The organism is Thalassobacter stenotrophicus (assembly GCF_001458315.1).
Classification (GTDB): Bacteria; Pseudomonadota; Alphaproteobacteria; order Rhodobacterales; family Rhodobacteraceae; genus Thalassobacter; species Thalassobacter stenotrophicus.
The window spans coordinates 1-25,647 of the sequence record NZ_CYRX01000030.1 but is presented as its reverse complement, the minus strand read 5'-3'; the positions used below and the strand labels follow the sequence as shown (position 1 = coordinate 25,647).

The following is a 25,647-nucleotide window of genomic DNA, read 5'->3' as shown; positions in this document are numbered from 1 at the left end:
TAGGAAGAAATGGCGTTTATCAACCACAACAATAACCGCCGGGAGAGGATCATGTTCGGACAAAGACTCAGGCTTGCCCGCAAGAGGGCGGGTCTATCCATGCAAGCGCTCGCGGAGCGCGTAACCCCAAGCGTGTCAGCGCAGGCCATCAGCAAATACGAGGCGGACAAGATGATGCCGTCCTCGTCAGTGCTGGTCGGCCTCGGCAAGGCGCTCGGCGTGTCACTGGACTTCCTGCTCGGCGGTCAGGTCGAAGCTCTGGAAAGCGTCGAGTGGCGAAAGAACTCGACCGCCTCGGCGCAGGATCGCGCGATGGCGGAATCCATCGTCATCGAGAAGCTCGAAGACTATCTCGCCATCGAGGACATCCTCGATATGCACCCCGCTGAAGACCCCTTCGCCGCGCTGCGCGTGGACATGGTGGCCGATGAAGAGGCCATCGACGCCAAGGCGCGGGACGTGCGGCGCGAGTGGCAGCTTGGGATCGACCCGATCCCGAGTATGACCGCCCTGCTCGAAGACAAGGGACTCAAGGTCATCGAGGCCGATCTCCCGGAACGCATCAACGGGCTGGCCTGTCATGTCGAACGGGCGGAGGGCGCACCGACTGAGGTGATCGTCGTCTCGCGGCACACCAATGTCGAACGCAAGCGCTTCAACCTCGCCCACGAACTCGCGCACCGGATCATCACCGAAACCGGCAATGCCGCACTGAAAAAGGAGCCCTCGATGCACCGCTTCGCGGGGGCGTTCCTCATTCCGCGTGAGCATCTGGAAGAGGAAGCTGGCCGAAACCGTCACGGCATGACCTGGATAGAGATCATGCGGCTCAAGCGCACCTATGGCGTCTCCGCCGCCGCGATGCTCGTGCGGCTCGGCCAGGTGGGCATCCTGTCGAAGAGCGCTGTGGAATATGCGTTCAAGACCTATGCGCGAAGCTGGCGGCGCGAGGAGCCGGAGCCTATCGGTCCAGGCGAGGGCTTTGCGGCCTTCGAGAAGCCGCAGCGCTTCGAGCGCCTCGTCTGGCGCGCGCTCGGCGAGGAGATGATTTCCCCCGTGCGGGCGGCGCAGATGCTCGGGCTCCCCTTGAGCGTTGTCGAACGCGACATCAGGGGGCCTCGTGACCAGTGACCTGTGTTGTCGTCAATGATGCGTCCTGTCTGATCGACTTGAAGAAGGGAGAGTTGCTGCACGTGCTGCTGCGGCTGCCCTATCGCTTCATCGTGCCCCTGCCCATCCGTGAGGAGGAGCTGCTCGATTTCACGGCGCAGGAATGGCGGATGCTCGAAGACGGTGGCCTCGCCACCTACGATCTGCCGGGGGAAGAAGTCGCGCGGGTTTTCGCTCTAAAGCGGGAACATAGCCGCCTGTCGGCCAATGATTGCTTCGCCCTCGTGACGACAACCTGCCAGGAAAACGGCATCCTCCTGACCGGCGACAACCTTCTACGCAAGGTCGCCACCGCTCGCGCGGTGCGCGTTCATGGCATCCTCTGGATCATCGACGAGCTGCACGCCGCCGAAGCCTGCGATGTCGGGCTTCTTGTCTCCGCCCTGCAAATCTGGCGGGCGGATGAGGCGGTCTTCCTACCCCCCGCCGAGATCGACAAGCGGCTGCGCCGTCTCGGGGCATAATCTGAACAAGGTGGAGATGGCTGGACCCTGCCCACGACGTTCCGAGCGAAAGATCGAACGGTCATGCAAACCAGCCCCTTTTTTCGGCGTCAAAAAGCATCGTTTGTGACATTCAGCGTTACGGAGGCTACGCGCAGGTCGCCATGCCCGCCACCCTATCGCGCAACCAGCCTTTCACCATCCTCCTCTCGCAGCATCGCTTCCATGTCGTCCAAGCCATCGACTGCAGAGCGCATTTGCGCCTCATCAACGACGCTCGCAGCTTCAGCATCCACGACCTGGCTTCCAAAATCCATCTCCATCTGACGCTGTTTCTCGGCGATGACGGCTTGAACGATAGGCGCGGTCTTCTTTGGAGCGGCGTCGGCTTGGCCTGACGGTTGACCATCGCCAGCCAGGCTTGCCCTCTCCACATCGGCTTCTGTTCCCCCTGGCCCATCCGGCGGCGGCGCCATCGGCATGGCGCGCATACTCAGCGGCAGCGTGCCCTGCGACCCACCTCCCCCAGGCTCCGGAAACGGCAACTCCCCCGTTTGCGCCGCGTGGATCGCCTTGAACAGCCGATCGTCAAAATATTGGATCCGCTTTGCACGGACCGGCATCTGGGCATCGATGACCATGACAATCTCATCGAGCGGTAGACGGCGCGCCTCATCTTCGGGCAACAACGAGCTTTCTTCAGTCCGCGTGGACTGGCTACGGCCCTCGAAGGGGTTCTTGCCGATGGACTGGGAGCGCGTGATGACGGTCTTCGTGGTCTTGCCGACCGCCTTGCTCAGCTCCTCGACGGTTTTTTCATCCGAGGGCGTGAGATAGAGTTTCACGCCCGCGTTGCCCTGCAGGGCGCGGCGGGTGTTCTCGCCATAGATTTCATCGAGGGCGGGGATGGTTTGGGTGACCACGGCCAAATGGCCGCGATAGGTCCGCAGGGTCTCGATGCTCTCGACCACGATGGGCATCTTGCCGAGACGGTTGAACTCGTCGAGCATGATCATCACTGGCCACGGCTCGTCTGGCCCGGGATCCTTTTCCTGCATTGCCGAGAGAAGATCAGAGAAGAAGAGCCGGATCAGCGGCGCGAGCGGCTTCACCATCAGCGGCTGGACCACGAGATAGACCGAAAAGGGCTTCTTGCGGATCGTGCGGAAATCAAAGTCCGACACCGCCGTCGCCTCATCGATCGCGGGGTTCTGCCATTGATCGAGCCCCGAGGTCATCAGGAGCGAGACATAGGAGGTCAGCGTGTCATTGTTGGTCGACGCCAGCCGCGTGAAGATCAGCTTGGCCGCCCTGTTGTCGACCTCGTGGCCCCGCGCGAAATACTCCTTCTGCTTGTTCCCGCCCGAGGCCGCGATGCGGTAGATCTCGCCCAAGGTCGGACGCTTGCGCTGGAAGGCCAGCAGGCCTGCTGCCACAAAGAGATCGATCCCGCCTTTGAGCAGGCCCTGCACCCGGTCATTGTCGCTCTGCAGGAAGAGCGTCGCCAGGAGCTGCAATTCCATCTGCTGGCGCGCGGAATCTTTCAGTTGATAGATGCGCAGGAGCGGGTTGTAACGATGCGTGCGCTTGCCCTCCCAATCGGTGGGGGCAAAGCGATAGACCTTGTCGCCTTGGTCTGCGCGGTGCCGGGCCGTTGCCTCGAAACATTCCCCCTTCACATCGAGCGTCACGGCGGAGCCTTGCCAGGTCAGCAGGTTCGGAATGACAAAGCCCGTGGTCTTGCCGCGGCCCGTGGGCGCCACGATCAGCGCATGCGGGAAAACCTTCGAGCAAATGTAATTGGCGCGGGAGCCCGGCGGCCCCAGCTTGCCGAGGATGAACCCGGTGCCGGGCGCCCCGAAGAACCCGTTGGCCTTCATCTCGCGCGCGGTCTGCCAATGGGTCTGGCCAAAGCGTGTCAGGGCGGACCCCGAGAGGGCGAGGCTCAGCATCATGCCAGCGGCGGCGAAGCTGCCGACGATCAGGTGGATGAGCTGGGCATCTTCGGGGCGGCGATCGCGGATCGCCAGATAGTTCTGCGCGATATAGGCAAAGTCGATCTCGGCCCCGAAACCAAGGTCCTGGTAGGTCAGCACCGCCGAGGCGATGGTATAGCCCATCGCCCCGGTCACCAGCGTCACCAGCAAGACGCCGGTTGCGATCCGCGCTTTTCCCATGGAGGCGCTCAATGGACCTGACCCCGCTCGGTCTCGCCATCCACGTCTGTCGCGCGGTGTTTTTCATATTCGGTGTCGGCAAGATCATCGACCACCTGGCGCAAGGCCTCCGTGTTGGCCGTCGCTGCATCCGATTGCAGGTAAACCTTGGCGACATAGAGCCGGTCGAGACGGTCCTCGAGAACCTTCTCCAGCGCATCGGCATCGCCGGATGTGAGCCGCTCAAGTTGACGGTTATCAAGCACCCGCGCGATCTCGTCGCGGAAGGCGTCCCGCTCCGCCTCGGTCTCGAAGGGCGCGGACAACTCCCCCGCCCGCTCATGGTCCAGGACACCCGCAATATCGTCTGCGAGGCGGTCGGCACTGCCAGACTGCGGCGCAGTTTCACCACGGGCTGCGAGGAGTGCGTCGCGCATGCCAGACCCGAGCCCGTCGCGCATCTCGGTTTCGCGGCGGACCTGATTGATGACCTCCGTGTCGCGTATCTCGACGACGGCCGCATAGGTCGCGCCAAGCCCGCGGGCGAGGTGGGACGGCATGTCCGGATAGCGCGCGCGCAAATCATCCGTAACTGCATCTGCAACGGGCGTGCGGATGTCGCGTCCCTCCATGATCCGGTCGACCTCGCGGGTGATCTCGCTGGCGCGGGCCGCATCGGTGATGGTCTCCCTGTAGGGCTCAGACCGATCGATCACATCGCCAGGACGTGCGAGCAAGTCCGGGTGTGCCTCGAGATAAGCGCGCTGCTCCGTCTCGATCCGGCGCTCCGCCCGTGAGACAACCTCCCAGTCCCGGTCCTCGATCTGCTGCGCTGTCAGGCCGTCTGCGCGCATTTCCTGACGGATTGTCCCTTCCATCGCCCGGACCGCGCCCTCATGATAATGGAACCGCTCGCAAACCGCTTCTGCTTCCACGACGCCATCCCGGCGCAGCACGTTCTCGCGCTCCAACAGCGTACCAAGCTCGACATGCACATCGTTGAGAATGGCTCGCGCCTGTTCCAGATCGGCGCGGCGTTCGAGGTTCAGATCGCGCGTCTCGGCCACTTTGGAGAGATCATTGGCGATCCATTGATGCTCGAGCGCGGCGCTCGAGGCCCCGGTCTCGATCCGGGCCACCACTTCCGATGTGCTGATCCCGGTGCCCCGTAGTGCTACGTCAATGCGCGATCTCAGGTCGGGCTCGGCCAGTCGCTCGCGCTGGCTGGCATCGATATTGGCCTCGGAATAGATCCCGCCTTCCGAGGGGGTCTCTGACAGCGTGGATGATCGCAAACCGAGAGGCTGCATGTGCTGGACCTGCGTCTGGATCTCGATGAGGCGTTTTTCCAGCACGGGGCGTTCCGCGTCAGGCTTCTCGGCGATCATGCCCTGCACCCGCGCGAGCTTCTCGGCATAGAGGCTTCTCAGATCCTCGAAACTTTGATCCTCGGCCATATACACATCTCCTGTTCGGTCCACCTGCCCGCCGCGCGCCAGCACCTCGCCCGCGCGGAAGAGTGCCGCGGCGATGTCTTCCCGGGCCTCCCGGGAGGCCTCTGCGGCAAGCGAATGGTAGACGGTTCTGGTGTTGACGATCTCCGCCAGCGTCCGGGTCAGGTCCTGCCCCACGCGTTCGCGCTCGCGGGGCGCGCGACCCTCTTCTTTCGCCGCATAAACCTCGCTGGTGCGGGCCGGGTAATGCACGACGCCGCGCTCCACCCGCCGCGTGGCTTCCAGCCGCACGCCGTACTTCTCCGCCTCCTCGACCATGGCGAGGCGGAAGTCGTCATAGTTGAAGCGGTGGTTGCGCCCCAGAAAGAAGAACTCGCCTTCCTGCGAGCGGCGGTTCAGCACCAGATGCGCATGCGGGTGATCGCGGTCCTCATGCACCGCGATGATGTAGTCGAAATGCCCCTTATCGGTCTGGAAGAACCGCTCGGCCACGTCCGTCGCGATGTCGCGCACATCCTCCCCGCGCGTGCCGATGGGGAAGGACATGAGCATGTGGGTGGTCTGCCCAAGCTTGGGCTTGAAGCCCGCATCCCACCGCTTGGCAAAGCGCTCGGTCAGATCCTTGATGTCACCCGCCTCGAGCTTCGTCTTGCCATCCAGGAACCCGCTACTGTCCACGATATGGGTGGACTTGGTGGTGAGGTAATCGAGCTGGTTTGCGAGCTGCGATTTGGTATGCGTGCCGCCGCCCCGGATCGCCTTGAAGACCGCTGGCCGATGCCCTGCTGCCGCACGCGTAAGCTGGGTCTGCTTGGCCACGTGCAAACCTTGCATCGAGCCCCGGACGCGGCTCCAGCCATCCCGGAAGACCTCGCCCGTGACGGCATGGACGGCATCATTCAGCCGCATGGGCAAACTCCCTCAGCGCGGCCGTGGCCTGCAGCTGCATCGCATCACGACGGCGGCGCAGAAGCAGATCGATCTCGTCAGCAGAATCCAGGATGAACCGCGCCAGCCCGCGCATCTGCGCAAGGCGCAATTCGGTGAACTCGGCACGCGTGCCCCCCACGGCCCCCTGCCCCTGCCGGTTGGCCTGCGTCATCTGCTTGGCAATCTGCGCGACCCCATTGCCGACCTCGTGCAGAGAGGCGCGGTAGCGCGCCATCTCTGCTGCCATCTGCGCGTCCGGAACGAACACCCCGCCTGCCGCCTGAATGAGCCGCCTGAGCCCCTCGGCACGGCTCTCGATCCCGGCCTCGGCCAGCACCTCGTCGAGCGCCGCAAGCTCCGCAGCCGTGACCTTCACACTGACTGCTGAGACCGGAATAGCGGTATCGGTCTGGCGCTCGGCATCAGCTTTGAGCGTGTACTGGATCGCCCGCACCGACACGCCAAACCGTTCCGCCAGCACTGAAGTGGAAACGCCTTCCGCAGCTTCGCGAACGATCTCCATGCGCTCCGCATCGATGAGGCGTTTTGAGCGAGACATGCGAAGAAAGACCCCCTATTTCCTGCCACCTTCCACCAAGGCTGCCCCTACCTTACGATAATATACCAAGCTGTCAATTATATACTTACGTCGCAATCAGGCTCAGGCAGCCTTGGTGTCCGCTTCACGCCGCGGCCCGCAGGGACGCGGCTCTGCCGCCCTCACCACCGGGCGACCCACCTGTCCCAGGGGTCCCGTCCGCCAGCCCCGCCCGAGGGTCTGGCCGAACACCCATGTGTTCGGACGGAACCGCGGGCGGGCGCAAACCCCTCCGACAGGGCGGACAGGCAGGGTCAAGGAGGGCCAGATTTGGGCCCCCAAATCTCTGCCGCAAAAACCGGGAGGCCCTGGCCGATAGGTTTTTGTGGATGGCCCCCTTGAGGCTGACTGGCCGGTCTGTCGCGGCCTGTTCATTCCGGGCGGAGTGCGTCCGTTGAACGCGCAGGGACCGGCATCCCTGGAACAGGGATCGGGCCGCCCCAAGATCGTCCTGGGGCGGCCCATCCTCGTCAGAGGATTTAGTCCTGGGGATCTTTCGCGCTCGGTGGGAACATCACCAGCTCCGAGACCGCGACCGGGAAGTCGAGCTTGAGGCTGAAGAACTCCGAGCCGTCCCCGTTGCGGGTGTTGCGGAACATCGCGCCCACGCGCTGAAAACGGGTGCGCTCCTGGCCATCGGTATCGGTGAACTTGACGGGGACGGTGGCGATGTAGTGGTTGGTCATTTGGGTCTCTCCTTGTTGCGATGGGGATCACCCGGCACGGGGGCAAGAGGGCCGGTCGCAAGCGCAAATGCGGAGGGTCCGCGGCTAGCCGTGGAAGCCGTATTTGTGCTTGCCGAAGCGTGAGCTGAGGGCACGATTGGGCCGACCCCGTGCGATCCACATCTATGAGCAAAAAGGAGAGACCCGGATGACCCTTGCTATCACGCAGCCGCCACCATCCGCGTCCGCGTCCCGCCGAGCCTTGCCGGGGTGCTGACGGAGCCCGCCCGCGTGGATGCGATGTTCCGAAACATGCCCCGAGGGACGTGCAGGTCTTCAGCCTCATGTGCGACGTCTCGACCCCTCGCGTCTTGCGCTGCTGACGATGTGCGTGTGGTGCGCGCCATCCCCAGCTCGTACCGATGCGGATGGGCCGCACGCTGACGTAACGGGTAGAAGGATGACGGTGCTGGCTGCTGCGAGCTGCCGATTACGCGTGACCGACCGCACGCGCCATGAGACATGACGAAAGGGCCGCGCCAAGCGCGCCCCCCTCTCTTCAATCCTGCGACGCCTTCTTCGCCGGGTCCGCAACCCGCATGACCGTCAGACCTTTCGCTTCCGCCTTCTGCCCGAGGTTCAGCGCGACCCCGTTGCCGCCGAAGAGGACAACCCCCGTCGCCGCGAACTTGTCGTCGAGCATTTCGTCGTTGCATTTGAACGGTGCCGCCCGGCCATGCGCTGACCAGCGCGGATCGAAGCGCGCCTGCGCTACCCCGCGTGCCCGGGCCCACCGGGCCGCAATCATCTCCGCCCCGTGCTTGCCACCCTTGTGGCAGAGGAAGATCTCCTGATTGCGGTTCTGCTTGATCCGTTCGCGAACCTTGTCGAGCGTGTTGAAGACCACATCGACATCGGTCCAGTCGGTAGCGCCTGAGACGATCAGGGGAACCCCCGCGACTTTCGACTTCTCGGCGGTTTCGCGGTCGTGCTGCTCGAGGAGCTGCCGTGCCTCGAAGACCGCCCCGGTCTCTTGCGCGCGGACGCTTGCGCGCGACCCGGCTGCCGGGATGAAGGCGTGACCGGTCTCGATCTCGTAGCATTCCGCCGCCGCCTCGCTCATCACCTCGATGGCGCCGACGATCTCGCGCAGTTGCACAAAGCGCGCCTGCGCCTCCTCAATGGCGGTCTCGGCGATCTCCGATCCATCGTGGGATTTTGCCAGGGCGCCGATCTTGTCGGCGGTGCGGTCGACCTCCTTACCGAGCGCCACCTTGCGGCGCTGCAGGATCGTCGCGAGCCCGTGCGCGAGCGGTTCGATCTCCGCTTCGAGGCCGGTGTTGCGCAATTGCCCGAGCAAAGCCTCGAAGCTCTCGCGGATGATGCGGTCGGTCAGGACGTGATCCTCCGGGATCGGCAGCTGTGCGTCCTTCTCGGTCAGTCCGAAAAGCTCGATGGTCTCGTAGGTGTTTGCGGTGTCGTAAGCCATGTCTGGTCTCCAGTGTTCGGTTATAGAGCCACCACGTGAGTGTGGGGGCATGGCCGAATGTCTGGTTTCCGAATCTGCCCGGGTCAGGGACGGCGCAGCCGCCGGCTTGCCGGGCGCAAAAGTTTTCCGCGCGCAGCACCCGACACATGCGCGCGCTCACGCACGGGACCGCCCCGCACCACAAGCGCCGCCCTCGCCGAAAAGTTTTGCGATCCTTGACGCGGGCTGATTTGGGGGCCATCCGGAGGATATGCTTCCGCACTCATGTGTGTGTGTTTTGACGGTAGGTTTGGCCGACCCGAGCAGGCAAACGGCCCGACCGGACGCGGGAGACGGATGCAGTGGCGGGATCGTTTTGGCCTCGGGCCAAAACAGACCAGAGCGCAATCCGGCGGAGCGGCCGGGGTGGGACGTGCTCGCGAGGCGGGCAAACCGGGATGCCGGGTGCGACGCCGCGGTGAGGCCGCATGGCCGAATGCGCGACGGACCGAAGGGCCGTTCTCCCCTGCGACACGCGCAGCCGAGCGGGGAGGCCGCAAGGCTATTGACGCATTTCGCTCGGTCGGCCCGACCTGCTTGCCAGAAGCGGCAAAATTCGGTAGTCTATTGGAGCACCAAGGAGTTTGCCATGAGCGTTCAAAAGCAATCTGTCAGTTTCACCGACACGGCCTACACATTTGCCAAGGAACTGGTCGAAGCTGGAGAGTACCCAAATATGAGCGCGGCTGTTTCGGGTGAATTGGCGAAGGCCAAGGCAGAGCGAGATCGTGAACGGTCTTTGTTTGAGGCTGAATTGGAACGCCGCCTGTCTCTGCCACTCGACCAATGGGAACCCGTCGGCGAAGCGTCCGACGTCACGGCCAGCGCACGGGCCCATCTTGCGGCGATGGCCAAAAAGACCTGATGCGATTTATCAGGCATCCGTTCTTCGAACGGGACCTTATCGGTATCGTTGATCATATTGTCGACGTGACTGACGGTGACCTTGCAGCGGCGAGCCGTCGACTAGATGAAATCGATGCCCTTATCCAGAACATTGCCGCAAACCCAAAATCTGGTGCTCGCCTCAGCGGCAAGTTGGACGGATGGCTGGTGCGCCATGGCGGCACCGGTCAGCGACTGACCATCGTATTCAAACCGCATGTAGACGCCGCACAGATATATCTCGCTCTTGTCGCGTTCGGCGGCCGGGATTGGATGAGACTGGCGTCAGCGAGACAGGTCTTCACTGACTAGCCTTAGAGCCATGGAGTGGCCGGGAAGTTGTAGACCGGACCTTCGCTGCGCCGTGCGCGAACTGGTAGGATGCGGGACAAAGTGCCCTTTCGCTGCGGTTGCGCCAACGGCTGCTATGGGAAGGTTGCATTGAGGTTGGTGGGCACGGCAGCCTTCAAAATAGCACGATTTGGTAAGGTCATTGCCCCACATCCTATTGCAGGATTTCGACCATTTCGGCGTAGCCGCGCGACGTGGCGTGTTGCAGCGGTGTGACGCCATCGCGATCACCGATGGATTTATCTGCTCCTGCATCAACGAGGATTTGCAACGCCTTGATATGATCTGGGCCGCCGTCTCCTAAAACGACAGCCTCTATCAAAGCCGTCCACGCCAGATTGTTGATATGATCCAGTGGTGCGCCGCCATCCACCAAACGTGCAACAACGTCGTGATGCCCGAGGTGGGCGGCCGCGATAAGGGCTGTCCCGTCGTAGACACTGGTGATCAGGTCAGGGGCGTTCCCGAGTTCCATTGCAAGTGACACCATTTCAGGATCGTTCGCGACAGCGGCGATGGTCAGCACGTCATAGACGCGGTTTTCCAGCGCATTCATATCCGCGCCTCCGTTTGCAAGTGCCGTCAGCGCGTCATCGTGTGATGCGAACGCCGCGACATGAGCAGGCGTGCGCTGGGATCGATCTCGGATGTCCACATCGGCACCTGCTCCGATCAGTCGGTTAATTACATCCACGTCGCCTTCGTGGGCGGCAAGATGCAGACCTGTGTAGGACGCAATGTCTGATGCTGACGGGGCTGTCTGCGCATGGGCAGACCCAAAAGAACCAATTACCAAAGCGAGCAGCAGGAAACGAAACATGATGTTGCCTTTCAGAAAGAGGGGCCCGCCCCCCGAGGGACGGGCCATGTACTTTACTCAGCACCGATTGCGTCAAGACCTGCGCGGGCACATGTCTCGTCAATTGCGCCAGATGGTGCGCCACCGACACCGATGCCACCGACCAATGCGCCACCGATCCGGATGGGCAGGCCGCCAGCCTGGATCACCAGACGGCTGTCCATATCGCGCAGACCACCGTTTTCAGGGTTACCACCGATAAACCCCGCAAGACCTGCCGTGTCACGGCCCATACTGGCGGATGTGAACGCTTTGCCTGTGCTGGACCCAACGGTATGCGGGCCCGCGTTGTCGGCACGCAATAGCACTTTGGTCTCGCCGCTGCGCGCAACGATTGCGACGCTGACATTGTGACCTTCGGCAGAACATGCAGCGACGGCAGCCTGTGTTGCTGTGGTTGCCATATCGAGCGGCAAGTAAGGAGCTGTGGGCAGGTCTTGGGCGAAGGCTGCAGCGGGTGTCAGCAGAGCTGTGGCAAGTGCGATGGAACGGATCATTGTGTATTTCCTTTTGTTGAACTGATGCTCCAGTTCTAATTCGCCGCTGTGATCGGCGATATTCGTAGCATCCGCAAAGGTGTCCGTAGTTCTACTGATAAGTGTGTTAGTCTGCCTGTGCATCCAACCAATAACGGGTCAATTCCGCCGCCGAGGACGTGCCCGCTTTGGCCGCAATAGCCGCGCGGTGACTTTCAACTGTGCGGGGTGACAGGGTCAGCGCGTCAGCGATTTGCTTGGTCGTCAGACCCTTTGCGATCATCTCAAGAACCTGTTGTTCGCGTGTGGACAGATTGCGCACCAATGCCACCGCTTCTGCGCGTTCTTCCAAAGCCTGCTGGTTAGCTTCCAGCTCTGCATGACCCTTCTGGATTGCGTCGATCAGGTTTTGTTCGTCGACGGGCTTGCTCAGAAAATCAATCGCCCCATTGCGAAACGCGCGCCTGCACGCCTCGATATCGCCGTGTCCGCTGATAATGACGGTGGGCCATGACACGCCTTTCTCGGTTAGCTTTTCTTGCAGTTTCAGCCCCGAAATAGCAGGCATCCTGATGTCAAGGATCAGGCATCCCGGCGTCAAGTCTGCCACTTGGCTCAGGAATTTCTCGGGCGAGGCAAAACTGCACACATTCAGCCCGACGGTTTCCAACAAAAGGCTCAGCGCGTTGCGAACAGCCTCATCATCATCAACGAGGTAAACATGGTTGGTCATGGTCTCACCGTCTTGATTGAGCGCGGCAGGGACAAACGGAACGTGGTCTGGTCGGTGTCGTCGAGCAGCTTGATATCACCGCCCATTTCCTCAATCAGCCTTTGACACAGCGCAAGGCCAAGCCCCGTTCCATCCGGTTTGCCTGTCACGAAAGGCTCAAAGACGCGAGGCCTAAGGTCGTCAGACACCCCCGGCCCGGTATCGCTGACATCCAAAATGACCGACGGGCCATCGACATACGTGCGGATCGTGACCTGTGCCTCGTCCGAGGCATCAAGCGCGTTGCGCATCAGATTAAACACAACCTGTTCCAACTCGACCGGATCGGCGTCAATGAAAAGTGGGTGATCATACAGCGACAGGGTAATGCCAGCCCCCTTCGTCTTGGCCTCCAATGCCAACAGATTTTTAACGCTTTGCGCGGCTTCATGGACGGAACAGGCCTCAGACGGGGCACGGTTCGGTTTGCTCCACCTTCGCAGGCGATCAAGGAGATTTGCCGCGCGCTGTGCTTGGGATACCGTGTCGTCCAACACAGTGCCAAGACGTGCGACCTCACCACGCCGCGCCAAATGGCGGCCAGCCTGCGCTTGACTCAGGATTGCGGTCAGAGGTTGCGCCAGTTCATGCGCCATGCCGCTGGCCATTTCGCCCATTGCATTCACGCGGGAGGCGTGGGCTAGCCGCGTTTCCTGCGCGCTCAGCTTGGCGCGGTCTTCTGCATCTTTGGTGCGCGCGCGTTGCTTTAGACCGAAGGCTGACAGCAAAAAGAGGGCCGTGACCAGTGCGATAACAAAGACCACTGTCTCGACCGGCAACAGGTCAGACAGCCCAATTGTCAAAGAGGTCTCAAACACCAAAGGCTGAGACGCACTGCCGAGCGGTTTGGAAAACCCAGTCTCACCCGATGAAACCTCACCGACCAATGCCGTTTGACCATCAGGCGTCGACAGACGCAAAGAAGCTGATGGCGTGTCCCAAAACGGATCATCTGTGGCAATCAGCGCGCGGGCGTCAATCACCAGCGCTAAACCGTGCCGTGCCGCATCAGAATTAGGGGTGCGTTTCACTAGCAGATAGTGATCCGGCAGGTCCGGCATTGGCCCAATTTGCAAAGCCCCGGTCGAGCGGCGGGCCAATTCAATGACGCGTTCCCTCGCCTGTAACGAAAGACCGGGCTGCGTTTCTATGGCGGTTTGGGACGGAACGTATGGGACAACATTCACCGACGTAATACGTGGGTAAAACCGCCTGATCGTCGCGGCCACGTCTAACAGTAAGTCCTGCCGCTCCATCCCACCAGCCACAAAAATTGCAGACAACGATGTCAGATGCGCATCGTGCTGATCAGCCCGCTGTGAGGCCAGACGATGCAGCGTTTCACTTTTGATCGTCAGTTCACGCACCAAGTTCTGTCGTTCAAAAAACGCCACCCCGCCGAGAGCGAGCATGACGGCAAGCGCCCATAGCAAAGTGTTCCGCCAGAAGTTTGTTGGATATGAGACGGCCATTTGCATTCATCGCAGGTGTCGGCGCAAACACCAATCCGTATTTCTACGGGCAAAAAGCTTTGCGTCAATGCCAACCGGCTTGAGATTCCTTAACAAAAAGACCTACATTTTCATCTGCGCAAAAGAGCGGACATTGATGCAACGTGCAGCATTGGATCTTCTGGGCTCTTCGGTAGCATTAGCTGCGGGCGACACGAACGTCAGCAATGTACGCCGGGTTCATTCAACCACACCAGTACAGAAAAAGGGGAACCGTGGTCCCACGGCTCCCCTTTCGGTTCAGATCGTCTCCCCCTCGCGCGCCGATTAGGCAACCAGCGACAGCCCCGCGCCTGCGTCCTGCGGTTGCTCACCGCTGTCGATGAACGGGATGATCGAGAAGGTCTGCCCGCCGCGCTGTTTTTCGTTCTGCACGGCGTTGACGCGCAGATCGCCATCGGGCGTGTTGATCAGCAGCGACAGGTAGTCATTGCCCGTGCGGCTGCTTTTGGCCATCCACGCCGATCCGACGCGGATCGGTGTGCCCCGGGGCGAGCTGACCTCGACGCGGTAATCCGGGTGGGTCTCCTCGGATTTGTAGCTGTTCTCGATCAGCATGAACTCCAGATCGAACATCATGTTGGCGATGTAGCCGGTGAAGGCGTTGTCAGCGTCCATGGCGGTCAACTCGCCCGAGATCGAGCCGGACTTCATCAGGCCGTTCGAGACCAGCGGGATGATCTCGAAGTCGCCGCTTTGGGTCGCGCGCGCCTCTTTCGTCTGCACCGCGTTGACCCGGAACGGGCCCAAGCCGACATCGATCTGCATCGAGACGTAGGGGTTGCCGCTGGTATTGCCGGTCTCGTTCCAGGCCGTGCCGATGCGCACCTTGCGACCGGATTTGTTGACTGCCGTCACGTCAAAATCCGGGCTGCGTTCGGACATCTTGGCCCGCGCCTCCAACTGGATGGCGATGTCAAAGCGCGTCGAGTGGATCATGCCGGTGTACTGAGCGGCTGCGGTCTCGACATTGCGGGTGAGGGTTCCTGCGAACATGGGATGGTTCCTTTTCAGATTGTTCGGTGCCTGACGTTCTTGCCAGCGCATCCGGGATTGCTTTCTCGACCCCTTGAGGGATCACAAACCAGAAAGCTCGCTTTCCTTTCTTCCCAACCTTCAGTTTAGCGCTGACGCCTGAAAGACTGTGCCACCTTCCCGCCGGGTACGACGCCCCTCCCCTGCCCGTCTGGCCTCGGATGGCTGTCCTGGGTATTCTCGTCGCCCTCCTCCGATCCCGCAATGAAGAACTCTGCTTCCTCCCCGTTCAACCGCTGCCCGCTCCGGTCGGTCAGCCCGATGGTGCTACCGTTCGGCTCAAACGTGATCAGGTATTGGCCGAGGCTGTCCTTGTGCACGCGGTAGCCGGTGTTGGCCCAATGTACGGTCTGACCTGCATCGATGGCGGCTTTGATCTCTCCGAGAGTCATGATCGTCCCCTCGCCTATTCTGCTGCCACTGAAGTTACGTCCCAAGTGGCGTCTGGTCCGGTTCCAACAATCCGGGAGAGGATGCCCGCTGTGTCGATCCCGTCCCCGTGCGGCAGAAACACCCGCAACTGAAAGGCGATGATCTCCGTGAAGCAGCCGAGGGCCTTGAGGCCGTCGATCATGCCCCGATCCGCACCGCCCAACTCAAGGCGCATCTCGCCTGCGACACGACGACGGGTCAGAGTCAGACCCCGGCCCAGATCGACCGGCGCGGTGGTGCCGAGGGCGGCGGTCAGCATCTCCTGCGGTGTTTGCGGATTGGAGACGAGGAAGCGGGCGCGCAGCGCGGCCGCCCCTTCTTCGCTCAGCGTCCGCCCGATCATCGCGGTCGCCCCGTCGGGCGTGACCCGGTAGATGCGCTCATTGGTGGTCGGAATGTCCTTCCAGATAGGCAACAAGAGCCCGGTCAGCAGGTAGAGCTTGATCGTGGTGGTTTTTGGCAGGGACGCAGCCTCGGCATCCCAAAGCCTTGCAAACTCAGGCCTTCCGATGTCTTCCCAGGCCGAGGACTCGAACCGCGTCTCCTCCAGATAGCTGGACCCGTTTGGCCGCACCGCCTTGCGCATCAGCGTGACAATGTCCTCGTCATACATCTGCATGGGGCGCGCCGAGATGAGCGCTGCGCGTCCCGAAGCACGGTTAACCATCGGTAGCTTGTCGGGATTGCGCGACAGGGCGTCATCCGCCGACAGCACGTGGACCGGGTCCGTCACCTCAAGTCCGATGATCCGCGTCACCGCCCCGGATTTCGGGCAGGTCCAGAGATCCTCGGTGGAGACCTGCTCGATCTTTTCGCCGCGCAGGGTTTCCACGCCGAGATCGAGCGTGCCCGCCGCGCGCGCCCGTTCCGTCTGATCAGCGATCCGACGCATGAACTCGGCAAAGAGCGCGTTCTGCATGTGGATGGGAAGGGCAAGCACCCGGTTGAGAAACCGCTGGATCGGCGGCAGCTCCTCGAGCAGCACCCCGTCCTTGTCGATCAGCCGCAGGGCCGTCCAGTCGGTGAAGCTCTCGTAGCTCATCGCCTCAGCGCGTCCGGCGGCAAGATCGGCGAAATACCCACGTAGTGCGGCCCGCGCGATCGGGCTTTCGAGATTGTCCTCTTCGCGGAACATGCCATGCGAGCCGGTCTCGCGCTGACCCTTGGTCAAAGCCCCCAGCTGGTCGAGGCGTTTGGCGATCGTCGAGGTGAAACGTTTTTCGCCATGCACATCGGAGGTGCAGACCCGGAAGAAGGGCGCGCTGACCTGCGCCGAGCGATGCGTGCGGCCCAGCCCCTGGATGGCCGCATCGGCGCGCCAGCCGGGCTCCAGCAGGTAGTGCCGCCGCCGTTTCTGGTTCTTCGCCGTTTGCGCCGCATGATACGACCGGCCCGTACCGCCCGCATCGGAGAAGATAAGGATATCCTTATCACCGTCCATGAAGGCTTGGGTTTCGGATGAATTGCTGCTGGCGGCGCGCTTTTCGATGAAGAGATGACCATACTCGGCCTTGAGGGGTCGGATGGACCGCCCCGTGACTTCTGCCACGGCCTCGTCGCCAAAGGCCCAGAGGATCTGATCCAGCGCCGAAGGGATCGGGGCGAGCGTCATCAACTCCATCATGGCCGCATCTCGCAGGGCGAGCGCCTCGCGCGAGACAACGAGCGCGCCGGTCTCATCCCGCAAAGGTTCGGCCACCATGTTGCCGTCGATCTCGACCAGCTTTTGCGCATGAATCGGGAAGGCCTGTTCGAGGTAGCCCAGAACATAGTCGCGCGGCGTCAAGGCCCCCTCAACGAGTTCATCCTCCGGGTCCATTGTCTCAAGTCGACGTTTCAGCAGGCTCTCACCTGTCGAAACCACCTGGATGACGCAAGCCTTGCCCGTTGCCAGATCGTCCTTGATGGCGTGGATGATGCTTGGAGCCTTCATGCCCATCAGGAGATGGTTGAAGAAGCGCTGCTTCGTGCTCTCGAAGCGAGATTTGGCCGAGGCGCGTGCTGCCGACGCATTGGTCTCGCCCGAGGCATCGTTGACGCCGGTCGCAGTCAACGCCGCTTCGAGATTGTGGTGGATCGTCCGAAACGCACCCGCGTATGCGTCGTAGATCTCGATCTGGGCCGGGGTGAGCGCGTGTTCGAGCACGTCATACTCCACGCCATCAAAGCTGAGGGCGCGCGCCGTGTAGAGGCCGAGCGTCTTAAGATCACGCGCGACCACCTCCATGGCAGCCACGCCGCCGGCTTCCATCGCAGAAACGAAACTCTCGCGGCTTGGGAAGGGGTATTCGGGGCCCTGCCCCCAGAGCCCCAGCCGCGCGGCATAGGCGAGATTGTGCACGCTCGTGGCACCCGTGGCCGAGATGTAGAAGACGCGGGCGCGGGGTGCTGCCAGTTGCAGCCGCAGGCCAGCAAGGCCCTGCTGGGAGGGTTTGACCCCCCTGCCCTGCTCGGACCCTGCTGCGTTCTGCATGGCATGGGCCTCATCAAAGGCCAGCACGCCTTCGAACTCCGCGCCCATCCATTCGAGGATCTGGCTCAGTCGCGTGGTGCCGCATTTGCCCGCGGACCGCAGCGTGGCGTAGGTGACGAAGAGGATACCGTCGCCCATCGGGACCGGCTGGTCCGATTTCCATTTGGAAAGCGGCTGAATGTCGGCAGGCGAGCCGCCGAGATCGGTCCAGTCGCGGATCGCGTCCTCAATAAGCGTGGCGGATTTGGAGACCCAGATCGCCTTTCTGCGCCCGGCCAGCCAGTTGACAAGGATGAGCCCCGCGCATTCGCGGCCCTTGCCGCAACCGGTGCCGTCGCCGAGGAAATAGCCAAGGCGATAGGCACGTGCATCCTGGTCATCATCGGCGCGCGTCAGCTTGGTCTGGTCGTAATCGATAGTGAACCGACCGGGCAGGTCGCGCCCATGGGCGTCATGCGCCATGATGATGGTTTCCAGCTGCGCCTCGGAGAGGTGACCCTCCTCGATCAGCTTCGCGGGCAGTCGCAAGTCATCACTGCCCGTGTTTGAGGGCATGGGCGGGGCAACCGAGGCCATTGCGATGCTTTCAACGAGCGGCGTGGGATGTTCCTGCGCACTCGCAATCTCGATCCGTTGCGGACGGTAGCGCGCATAGATGTCCGAGATGGGCGTGTTGTCGCGCGGGGTCTGAAGGCTTGTGAAGCTGAGCGGGACAACGGCCTTGGCCCGGGGTTTGGAGGGGGCGACAGGCGCAGCGGCGGCCTTGCGCGGGGCAGATGATGGAACGCTCGACCGAGTATGAGGGATCGCTGCCGCCCGTTGGACTGGGCGCATCTCGGTCCGGGTCGCGGCCACGGCGTCAACGAAAGGAAGGACTTCCTCCAGATCCTGAACCGCGGCGCGGATCATTTCGCCGTCCTCCTGCACCTTGTCGAAGACCATCAGCTGGGTTTCGACAGAGGTGCCGAGCTTGCGGTAGACCTGCCCCGGCATCGTCAGCGCCAAGCGTGGCGTCAGGAGACCGCAGGCGCGGGACCAATGCGCGGCATCGCGTTCGGGCGTGAATCCCGGCGGCATGATCGCCACCAGCCGCCCGCCGGGCGCGAGACGCTTTGCAGCCCCGATGAGATGTTTTGCAGCGATGTGCTTGTCGCGGGAACGATCGACCGAGGAGGCGAAGGGCGGGTTCATCACCACGACGTCGGGTAGAACCGGCGTCTGCAGCAGATCGTCGATATGCTCACCGTCATGGCCCGTCACATCGCCACCGAAGAGGGCCCGCAGGAGGCACTGGCGAAAGGGGTCGATGTCGTTGAGCAAAAGCGTGGCACCAGCCCGGGCGGCGAAAGCTGCCAGGGCACCGGTGCCAGCCGAGGGCTCCAGAACGGTCTCGCCCTTGCGGATCGCCGCGGCCCGCAAGACCAGCGCCGCAAATGGCAGCGGCGTGGAAAACTGCTGCAGCCGGATCTGCTGCTCGGAGCGGCGGGTTTCCGTCAGCAGCCGTGAGGCAAGCAGCTTTGCAGCAGCGAAGTCACCTGCCGCGCCGTCCCCACGCAGCACAACCTGGATGGCTGCGGCCTGCATCAGGTCATAGGCTATGCGCCAGTCCCAGGCGCCCCCGGCATCGCTGCCATGAAACGTCTCGCGCATGATGCGCGCCAGCGCTGAACTGCGCAGGGGTTGATGGTCGATCTCCGCGCCGATCTGCGCCAGCGCAGAGGTGAAATCAGCGTCGGAGGTTGAGAGAGCCGGGCTTGCCGGATTGGGCTTGGACATGGGATTTTCCTTTGGATCAGGGTCTGAGTTCCAAAGGACAAAAAGCCCGCTTTCGCTTTTCATGGTGACGGGGGTCAGACCGCGCTGACCTCCAAGGCTTGGTCAGGACTTGGCTTCGACCTCCCGTTTCGCATCAATCAATGCCTGTGCGGCCTGCATCACCTGAACCTGAGATGTTCCCGAGCGTGCATCCTCCAGCGCGGCCTGCACCTGCGCGCAAAACCAGGCGTCATAAGAATTCGCTTCAGCGGCCATGGAAATGCTCCTCGAGAGCTTTATCCAGAAGCTTGCCAAGGCCATGGGGCATGTCTGCAACGTGCACCGCGACTGGCAAACGGCCCCGCTTCATCTGGGACGCGCATTGCTCATCGAGACCAAGAAGTGGCCCTTCCTTTCCCGTTTCGTCCATTGCGTTTTCTCCAACCGTGTTAAGGCGTGAGGTTACATCACCTTGCGTGATACCGTAAACGGCGGTGCCGTTAGGGTCGCAGAAAATCATCCTAGGCCACTTACCGATCGGGCGCCGCTTCAAGGGAAGTTTCGAACCGCTTGTCCGCCGCCGCGGCTTCTTTCAGGAGCGCGTCAAAATTGTCAGGTGGGTTGCCATCTTCCAGCATCCCTTTGAACGTCGCATAGGTATCCGTCTTGCTGCCATAGGCGCGCAGGGTCTTGTCGTCGTTCACCCAGGCCACCACGATGACCTTCGCATCGCTGTTGAACCGATAGAACAACCGATACTGTTGGAAGAATTTCGCCCGGAACCAGTGCTTGCGGTGATCGCCGAGTGTGCCGCCTTGCCGGAAGGCGGCGGCACCCGGATCTGCCGGTATGGCCTCGGTGACCAGCTTGAAGATGGCGGCCAGCCGTTTCGTGGAATTCTTCTTGCGCCAGGTCTTGGGATCGCGTGCCTTACGCGCCTCGACCTCCAGGGTCAGCCCTTCGAGCTGGTCCAGAAAGAGCGGATGCGCATAAATCGACCATCCGTTTACGACAAGGGGCGCTTGAGCGGGCACGCTATCGCCGCTCATTCATCCTCGAGCGATAGCGGCGCATCGAGATCGACGTCAACGTCTCCGACCAGTGCTGCAAGACGGTCATGCAAAGCCCCATCGAACGCCCGAATGCGGTCCGGATGCGCCTTGATATCGGCCTCGACAAAATCGAGAAAGGCGCCGAGCACAGGATCTTCCTCGTCGCTGCGCACGGGCTCAATATAGACCCTGCCACTCGGCTCGGTGCAGTAGCGAATCTGGTCGCCCTTGCCCAGCTTGAGCTGCTTGCGCACACCCGCCGGCACGGTCGTCTGATACCGATCCGTGAGTTTCGAGACATCTTGTGCGAGCGCTGTCATGGCAGTCTCCTGAAAGAATGGGGGTCTTTGCTGCCTGCGATAGGTAATGCATTTGCATTGCTCTGTCAAGATAAGCCGCAGGATCTGCTGTCGCCGGGCAGGTCGATGAACCGTCCGGCGCAGCACCTAGTCTCGCCCCGCGAGATACTCCGCCAGCACAGGACTGGCCGCACCCTTCGCGAAACTGAGCAGCTCCGAGCCCGCAAGCGAGGCCTTCGACAGGCGTACGAGCCCACCGGTTTCCTCGATGCGGTAGCAGCGGCGTTTTTGCCGCCCACGCCTGTAGTGCGTCGCGGTCACGATCTGGCAAGTGCTGCCATCGGTGAGCGTCACAGGGGTGGCGAGCCTGATCTTGTCGCCTTCCTCGTAGTCCGGGATCGCAGCCCAATCCCGGCAGCGCTGGCGCCAGTCCTGGGCGTAGCTGTCCGGGTCTTTCAGGTTGGAGAGGAGCCCGATCAACGCAAGGGGAGCACGAGACTCGTTCGGGCCAGCGCTTTCCTCCATGTCCTTGTAGCCCCAGCAGCCGTCATCATATCGGGTGAGGAAGACAGCCCCGAACGTGATGGAGCCATCCACATCGGTCACATAGGTCGCGTCTTCGACAGCGGTGCCGTCGAGATTGGTGACCCTTGCCGCCGCATACCAGGTGGAGCCGACCTTGCAGGCTTTGACCAGTTCGGTTTTGCGCGTGTCGCCATGAGAGGTGCAGAGCCGGGCGATTTCCGCTTTCTCATCCGCGTAGGTTTTGACGCGGCGGTCGGTGTAGAAGAGCCATCCCATCTCAGAGTCCTTTCTCTAATTGGGGGAATTGTTGTCGCCAATGTCCCGAGAAGGCCGCAGGCCTGGCAGGGTATTGGCGATGCTTGTTTGAGAAAGGGCGCGTTACGCCGCCCTCCGGTCATCGATTTCCATCAGCGCATCGAGCGGCACGCGGTAGGGCTGCATGGCGTCGAAATCCTCGCAATTGCCGCAGTTCTGCACGATCGCGAAGGTGTCGCAGGCATCCTCGAGGATGACCCGGAAGGTGCCGCCGAGGCCCGAGGGCACCTCGTAGGTCCCGCCGATGAGATAGTCCGAGGCCCGGCGCACGAAGACGCGGATGCTGTGGCCATCGGTGGCCAGCCGGATGGCCCCCCGCCCCCGGTCGATGAGCACCTGCACGTCATCCAGGGTGTCGGTGTAGAACTGGCCGGTCAGATCGCGAAACGCCATGCGGCGCTGCGCCATCCAGTCGGTGTCCCGAAACGGGTTCATGCCGTCGGCGAAGGCGAAGGACGGATCGGCCTGTTCGGTGGTGACGATACGGGTGGTCGTGCCATCGATGCCGTTTGAGCGCAGATGCACACCATTGCCGACGATCAGGATCAGGGCGGGCCTGTCCACGGGCCCGTTCCAGTTGGGCAGGAAGGTTTTGCAGGCGCGCGCATGGGCGATCTGCGCCGCAACTGCGGAGGCAGAGAACTTGAGAATAGCCATGGGGATGTCTTTCTGTTCGGTTTGGAAGGGTCGACCCGCGCGGGCGACGTGGTCCACGCGCGGGTCGCGTAATGGCTCAGGCCGCTTGCGCGACCTCGCTGTCAGGCTCCGGGGTTTCCGCAGTGGGCTCCGCCTCATCACAGGCGACACCGGCGGTCTGCATCATCGGCGGGCACCAGGCGGCCACGGCAGCGCGCTGCGCGTCGGTGAGCGTGGCGAAGGGTTCAGCGAAGAGTTTGTCGCAGAAGGCGACGATCTCCTTCTTGCTCGACGAGGCGAGCGTCACAGCCTCCTGGGCGAGACCCAGATCCTCACCGAGGATCTTCAGGAGCCAGGCCTTCTTGAAGCGGTTGAAGAGCGCCGCATTCGGCGTCCAGTGGGCGCGGATGTCGGGCATGATCTCGATCTCGAACGCATGCATCAGGCTGTCGCGCTGGCGGTCCCGCGCGAAGCAGGACTGCGTGGTGCTGGCCGTGGCATAGGCCACGAGCTTGGCCTTCTCCCCAGTCTTCAGCGCGCGAAACGCCGCGAACTGATCGGCGGGCGGGCGGGTATCATCGAGCCAGGAGAGGTCAAGCGCATCATGCGCCGCCGCCACCTGCTCAAGCGAGGTCTCGTCGATCTCGTCCATCTTGGCATGGCTGCGGTATTCCTTGCGGGCATCGATCTTGATCGCCTGTGTGACACTCATGCCGCTGGCCAGAACGTCACTGACCAGCTTGAAGAGCGTCAGATCGAGCGTGGCTTCCGGATGCAGCGCCATCGCGGCGCCAAGGGCCATGGCCCGCTCGGTCTTGAGGTCCTCTGCCAGCGAGGCTGGATAGGTGATTTCTCCGGCGTCTGGGGCCTCCTCCCCAGTCGGGTTAGCCGAGGAGCCGCGCGCACCCTCCTCTTTGACGGTGTCCTCCGGGCGCACGAGGCCAATATGGAGCGTGATCTGCCCACCCTGCCACGAGGCAATCACACCAGCGCGGGCGAGGTCCTCGGCGCTGTAGGCCTCCTGCAGATCGCGGGCTTCCTCTTCCAAGGCGTCCACGCGCTCGTAAAGGGCGTTGTAGGCACCGTCCTCGAGCCCCTCATCCTCCATCTCGAGCTGCAGTTTCTCAAGCTCGGCGGTGATTTCATCCACGCGCTTTTGCGCAGCCTCATCAGGCTCGATCGGGCCGGGATAGACGCGGCCGTAATCGGCCATGGTCGCGTAATCATAGCGGACCATCGCATCGGCCCAAGCAAAGCCCAGCCTCATACGGGCGTCCTCGGCGGCTGCACCAAGCTTCTCGAGCAAGATGGTCTCGACCAGAGCCGCATCCTCAAGCACGGAATGCTCATCCAGCAGATCGGCTGCGACGGCACCGCCACGCGCCTCGTAGTCCACGCGCACGAAAGCCCCGATATCGTCGCTGACCTGCACGCCGCGGGATTTGAGGGCCTGACGGACGGTATAGGCCTGCAGATAGCCGCCGTCCTTCGTGAGCGCCTCGAAGACCTCGCGCTGCGCCTCCTGGCTTGGATGCTCAGCAAAGGCCTTCATCGTGTCGAGCGTGATCACCTTGCCCCGGGCCGCGGCGCGGATGTCGGGGTGGATAAGGCCATAGCGCAACCGGCCTTTCACGGCGGCCACCGTGGTGCCGAAGGTCTTTGCGATCGTCTCGGGCGTTTGGCCATCGACCTCCATCATCCGGGCGAAAGCCTCGAACTCGTCAATGGCGTTCATCGGCGCCTGGGTGACGTTCTCGGCGAGCGACAGCGCCGTGGTGACGTCGCAGTCTTCTGGCACAAGGCGGCAGTCCACCTTGGTCTTCGCCGTGAAGCCCTTGATGGCCTTGTCAGCGACCAGCTCCTTCAGCGCGGCATGCCGCCGGCCACCGGCCAGCACGGCGTATTTGCCGTCGAACTTCTGGACCAGGATCGGCTGCAAGAGGCCCAGAACGGCGATGCTGGCCTTCAGATGCGCGATGTTCTCGGGATCATAGGTTTCCGGCGAGTTGCTGCGCACATTGGCGGGATGCGGGACCAGATCGCCGATGGCGACGGTGAGAGGGGCAAAGTTCGTGGTCATGGGGTATCCTTCCAGGTGGGTGAGGTGTGGCCCGCGCCTTCACCCGCGTGACCAATCCCCGGCTTCAGGGATCACCACGACAAAAGGCCCACTCTCCCTTTGAGGGGTCAGTGGGCCTTCATCGCCTGGGGTTTCAGCAGGGGGTGTCCCCTGCCCTACCAGTCGCGCGCCAGCATGATGGTCAGCACGCGCATGGTGGTGGCGGGATTGTCCGGGGTCTCAGCCCCGTAGCGGAAATCCGAGTCTGCTTCATAGAGATCGATTTTCCAGAACACGGTCTCGCCCCGGATCTCGACCGCGCCAAAATCGTGCCATCCCTCGGGATCATTCTCAGGCTCGAATGTATCGAACGCACCGGTGGCCTTCACCGCCTCGGCCATGAAGCCGTCACCGGCCTCCATAAGCGAGCGGGTGACATGCATTCGGCCCTGGGTGGGCTGCGCGGGCGCCACTCCAAGGCACGCGAGCTTGCGAAACGCGTCGTTTTGCGCCGCGATCACGGTCGGATCCGGACGGTCTGGCTGGGATTGAACGGTCATGGACATGGGATCTCCTTTGAGAAGTTGAAACACCCTTCCCAAAGCCCGCTTTCACTTTTCTGCTTGGCGGAAGGACCGAAGCAGAAGGCGCCTTACCCGAACAGCCCTCTGGCTCTGTAGTTCGGGTTGGGGATGGTTTCGATCCAGCCGCCCTGTTCCTTGATGCTCTCGAGTGCCGCCGAGAGCGGGTAAGCGCCCTCGGACGGGCTCCACCAATAGGCACCGCGTTTGAAGGTGATGATCTTGCGGCGGCCGTCTTCGAAGCAGGCCACCCGCAGCGTCTTGGGTTCCTTGCGTGACATGCGAGTCTCCGTTCTCCGTGTGGTCAGGCGGCCTCGGCACTGCGCCCTGCCCTACCCGCCTCAGATTGTGCGATCAGATAGTCACAGGCGCGCTGCGCATCCGCGGCGTGCTTGAAGATCGCACCCTTGTCCGACCGAAGAACGCGCAACCAGTTGTGGAGGTAGGCGGCATTCATCTCGAGCGTATGCGCCGTGAAGCCGAGCGTCTGACCCAGGAACACCGAGGTCAATTCCGCGACGATCTCCTCGCGCGCATAGGACGTGTTGCCAAACTTCGAGAACCCGAAATCACGGTTCAGCCGATGCGGGGCTTTCGTGGCATGGGCCTTATGCCGATGTCGGCATAAGGGCCATAATGCCGCGCTCCGGTTTATGCCGCGCCGACCCTTACAACCTGTTGCGTTGC

General features: G+C 62.4%; 26 protein-coding genes. 4 read left to right on the top strand and 22 right to left on the bottom strand.

Going from position 1 to position 25,647, the window contains the following annotated elements:
• The first annotated feature begins 51 nt into the window (after positions 1-51).
• A complete protein-coding gene (locus tag THS5294_RS10095; protein WP_050754196.1) occupies positions 52-1,131 on the top strand; it encodes an XRE family transcriptional regulator in 1,080 nt (359 codons plus the stop codon).
• Positions 1,128-1,634 carry a PIN domain-containing protein gene (locus THS5294_RS10090; RefSeq protein ID WP_058123663.1) on the top strand — a complete coding sequence of 169 codons (507 nt, stop codon included), beginning with the start codon at positions 1,128-1,130 and terminating at the stop codon, positions 1,632-1,634. The genes THS5294_RS10095 and THS5294_RS10090 overlap by 4 nt, the downstream gene beginning before the upstream one ends.
• Before the next feature lie 155 nt (positions 1,635-1,789).
• Here the strand turns inward: THS5294_RS10090 and THS5294_RS10085 are convergent, their stop codons facing one another.
• The 5 genes from THS5294_RS10085 to THS5294_RS10065 form a co-directional block, all read right to left on the bottom strand.
• On the bottom strand, positions 1,790-3,790 hold the full coding sequence (locus tag THS5294_RS10085; protein WP_058123662.1) for a type IV secretory system conjugative DNA transfer family protein: 2,001 nt from the start codon (positions 3,788-3,790) through the stop codon (positions 1,790-1,792).
• Positions 3,791-3,798: 8 nt separating this feature from the next.
• Positions 3,799-6,132, bottom strand: coding sequence for a relaxase/mobilization nuclease domain-containing protein (locus THS5294_RS10080; RefSeq protein WP_058123661.1), 2,334 nt, complete (start codon positions 6,130-6,132; stop codon positions 3,799-3,801).
• Positions 6,119-6,712, bottom strand: coding sequence for a helix-turn-helix domain-containing protein (locus THS5294_RS10075; protein WP_058123660.1), 594 nt, complete (start codon positions 6,710-6,712; stop codon positions 6,119-6,121). Before THS5294_RS10075 ends, THS5294_RS10080 begins: the two co-directional genes overlap by 14 nt.
• Positions 6,713-7,230: 518 nt before the next feature.
• Positions 7,231-7,437 (bottom strand): hypothetical protein, encoded by a 207-nt coding sequence (locus THS5294_RS10070; protein WP_027238616.1) that lies wholly within the window; start codon positions 7,435-7,437, stop codon positions 7,231-7,233.
• Between the two features lie 538 nt (positions 7,438-7,975).
• Positions 7,976-8,905 (bottom strand): DUF2493 domain-containing protein, encoded by a 930-nt coding sequence (locus THS5294_RS10065; protein ID WP_058123659.1) that lies wholly within the window; start codon positions 8,903-8,905, stop codon positions 7,976-7,978.
• A 628-nt stretch (positions 8,906-9,533) separates the two neighbouring features.
• Here THS5294_RS10065 and THS5294_RS10055 point away from each other — a divergent pair.
• Positions 9,534-9,809 (top strand): hypothetical protein, encoded by a 276-nt coding sequence (locus THS5294_RS10055; RefSeq protein ID WP_009807941.1) that lies wholly within the window; start codon positions 9,534-9,536, stop codon positions 9,807-9,809.
• Positions 9,809-10,141, top strand: coding sequence for a type II toxin-antitoxin system RelE/ParE family toxin (locus THS5294_RS10050; protein WP_009807942.1), 333 nt, complete (start codon positions 9,809-9,811; stop codon positions 10,139-10,141). The genes THS5294_RS10055 and THS5294_RS10050 overlap by 1 nt, the downstream gene beginning before the upstream one ends.
• A gap of 193 nt (positions 10,142-10,334) precedes the next feature.
• Here THS5294_RS10050 and THS5294_RS10045 read toward each other — a convergent pair whose 3' ends face one another.
• The 17 genes from THS5294_RS10045 to THS5294_RS09960 form a co-directional block, all read right to left on the bottom strand.
• The gene (locus THS5294_RS10045) at positions 10,335-11,000 is read right to left on the bottom strand and encodes an ankyrin repeat domain-containing protein (RefSeq protein ID WP_027238618.1); all 666 of its coding nucleotides are present in this window, start codon (positions 10,998-11,000) and stop codon (positions 10,335-10,337) included.
• Positions 11,001-11,053: 53 nt separating this feature from the next.
• Complete coding sequence (locus THS5294_RS10040) at positions 11,054-11,536, bottom strand: GlcG/HbpS family heme-binding protein (RefSeq protein WP_009807944.1); 483 nt, start codon at positions 11,534-11,536, stop codon at positions 11,054-11,056.
• 106 nt (positions 11,537-11,642) lie between these two features.
• Complete coding sequence (locus THS5294_RS10035; protein WP_009807945.1) at positions 11,643-12,248, bottom strand: response regulator transcription factor; 606 nt, start codon at positions 12,246-12,248, stop codon at positions 11,643-11,645.
• Positions 12,245-13,699: a sensor histidine kinase gene (locus THS5294_RS10030; protein ID WP_009807946.1), complete on the bottom strand. Its 1,455-nt coding sequence runs from the start codon at positions 13,697-13,699 to the stop codon at positions 12,245-12,247. The genes THS5294_RS10035 and THS5294_RS10030 overlap by 4 nt, the downstream gene beginning before the upstream one ends.
• A gap of 366 nt (positions 13,700-14,065) precedes the next feature.
• Positions 14,066-14,794 (bottom strand): DUF736 family protein, encoded by a 729-nt coding sequence (locus tag THS5294_RS10020; protein WP_027238619.1) that lies wholly within the window; start codon positions 14,792-14,794, stop codon positions 14,066-14,068.
• A gap of 125 nt (positions 14,795-14,919) precedes the next feature.
• Positions 14,920-15,225 carry a hypothetical protein gene (locus THS5294_RS10015; protein ID WP_009807948.1) on the bottom strand — a complete coding sequence of 102 codons (306 nt, stop codon included), beginning with the start codon at positions 15,223-15,225 and terminating at the stop codon, positions 14,920-14,922.
• A 14-nt stretch (positions 15,226-15,239) separates the two neighbouring features.
• Entirely contained in the window at positions 15,240-19,514 is a 4,275-nt protein-coding gene (locus tag THS5294_RS10010; protein WP_058123656.1) for a strawberry notch-like NTP hydrolase domain-containing protein, read from the bottom strand.
• 102 nt (positions 19,515-19,616) lie between these two features.
• A complete protein-coding gene (locus tag THS5294_RS10005; protein ID WP_009807951.1) occupies positions 19,617-19,769 on the bottom strand; it encodes an antitoxin PaaA2 family protein in 153 nt (50 codons plus the stop codon).
• Entirely contained in the window at positions 19,759-19,923 is a 165-nt protein-coding gene (locus THS5294_RS18445; protein WP_169730253.1) for a hypothetical protein, read from the bottom strand. The genes THS5294_RS10005 and THS5294_RS18445 overlap by 11 nt, the downstream gene beginning before the upstream one ends.
• 100 nt (positions 19,924-20,023) lie before the next feature.
• Complete coding sequence (locus THS5294_RS09995) at positions 20,024-20,542, bottom strand: type II toxin-antitoxin system YhaV family toxin (RefSeq protein WP_009807953.1); 519 nt, start codon at positions 20,540-20,542, stop codon at positions 20,024-20,026.
• Positions 20,539-20,865, bottom strand: coding sequence for a type II toxin-antitoxin system PrlF family antitoxin (locus THS5294_RS09990; protein ID WP_005668772.1), 327 nt, complete (start codon positions 20,863-20,865; stop codon positions 20,539-20,541). The genes THS5294_RS09995 and THS5294_RS09990 overlap by 4 nt, the downstream gene beginning before the upstream one ends.
• 126 nt (positions 20,866-20,991) lie before the next feature.
• Positions 20,992-21,645: a DUF6927 domain-containing protein gene (locus tag THS5294_RS09985; protein WP_009807954.1), complete on the bottom strand. Its 654-nt coding sequence runs from the start codon at positions 21,643-21,645 to the stop codon at positions 20,992-20,994.
• A 102-nt stretch (positions 21,646-21,747) separates the two neighbouring features.
• Positions 21,748-22,341 (bottom strand): hypothetical protein, encoded by a 594-nt coding sequence (locus THS5294_RS09980; RefSeq protein ID WP_009807955.1) that lies wholly within the window; start codon positions 22,339-22,341, stop codon positions 21,748-21,750.
• Between the two features lie 76 nt (positions 22,342-22,417).
• Entirely contained in the window at positions 22,418-24,400 is a 1,983-nt protein-coding gene (locus THS5294_RS09975; protein ID WP_009807956.1) for a ParB/RepB/Spo0J family partition protein, read from the bottom strand.
• A 155-nt stretch (positions 24,401-24,555) separates the two neighbouring features.
• A complete protein-coding gene (locus tag THS5294_RS09970) occupies positions 24,556-24,945 on the bottom strand; it encodes a DUF3768 domain-containing protein (RefSeq protein WP_024099302.1) in 390 nt (129 codons plus the stop codon).
• An 86-nt stretch (positions 24,946-25,031) separates the two neighbouring features.
• Positions 25,032-25,241 carry a DUF6330 family protein gene (locus THS5294_RS09965; RefSeq protein ID WP_040182663.1) on the bottom strand — a complete coding sequence of 70 codons (210 nt, stop codon included), beginning with the start codon at positions 25,239-25,241 and terminating at the stop codon, positions 25,032-25,034.
• Between the two features lie 23 nt (positions 25,242-25,264).
• On the bottom strand, positions 25,265-25,647 hold a 383-nt coding region (locus THS5294_RS09960), incomplete at its 5' end, for a zincin-like metallopeptidase domain-containing protein (RefSeq protein WP_268873759.1).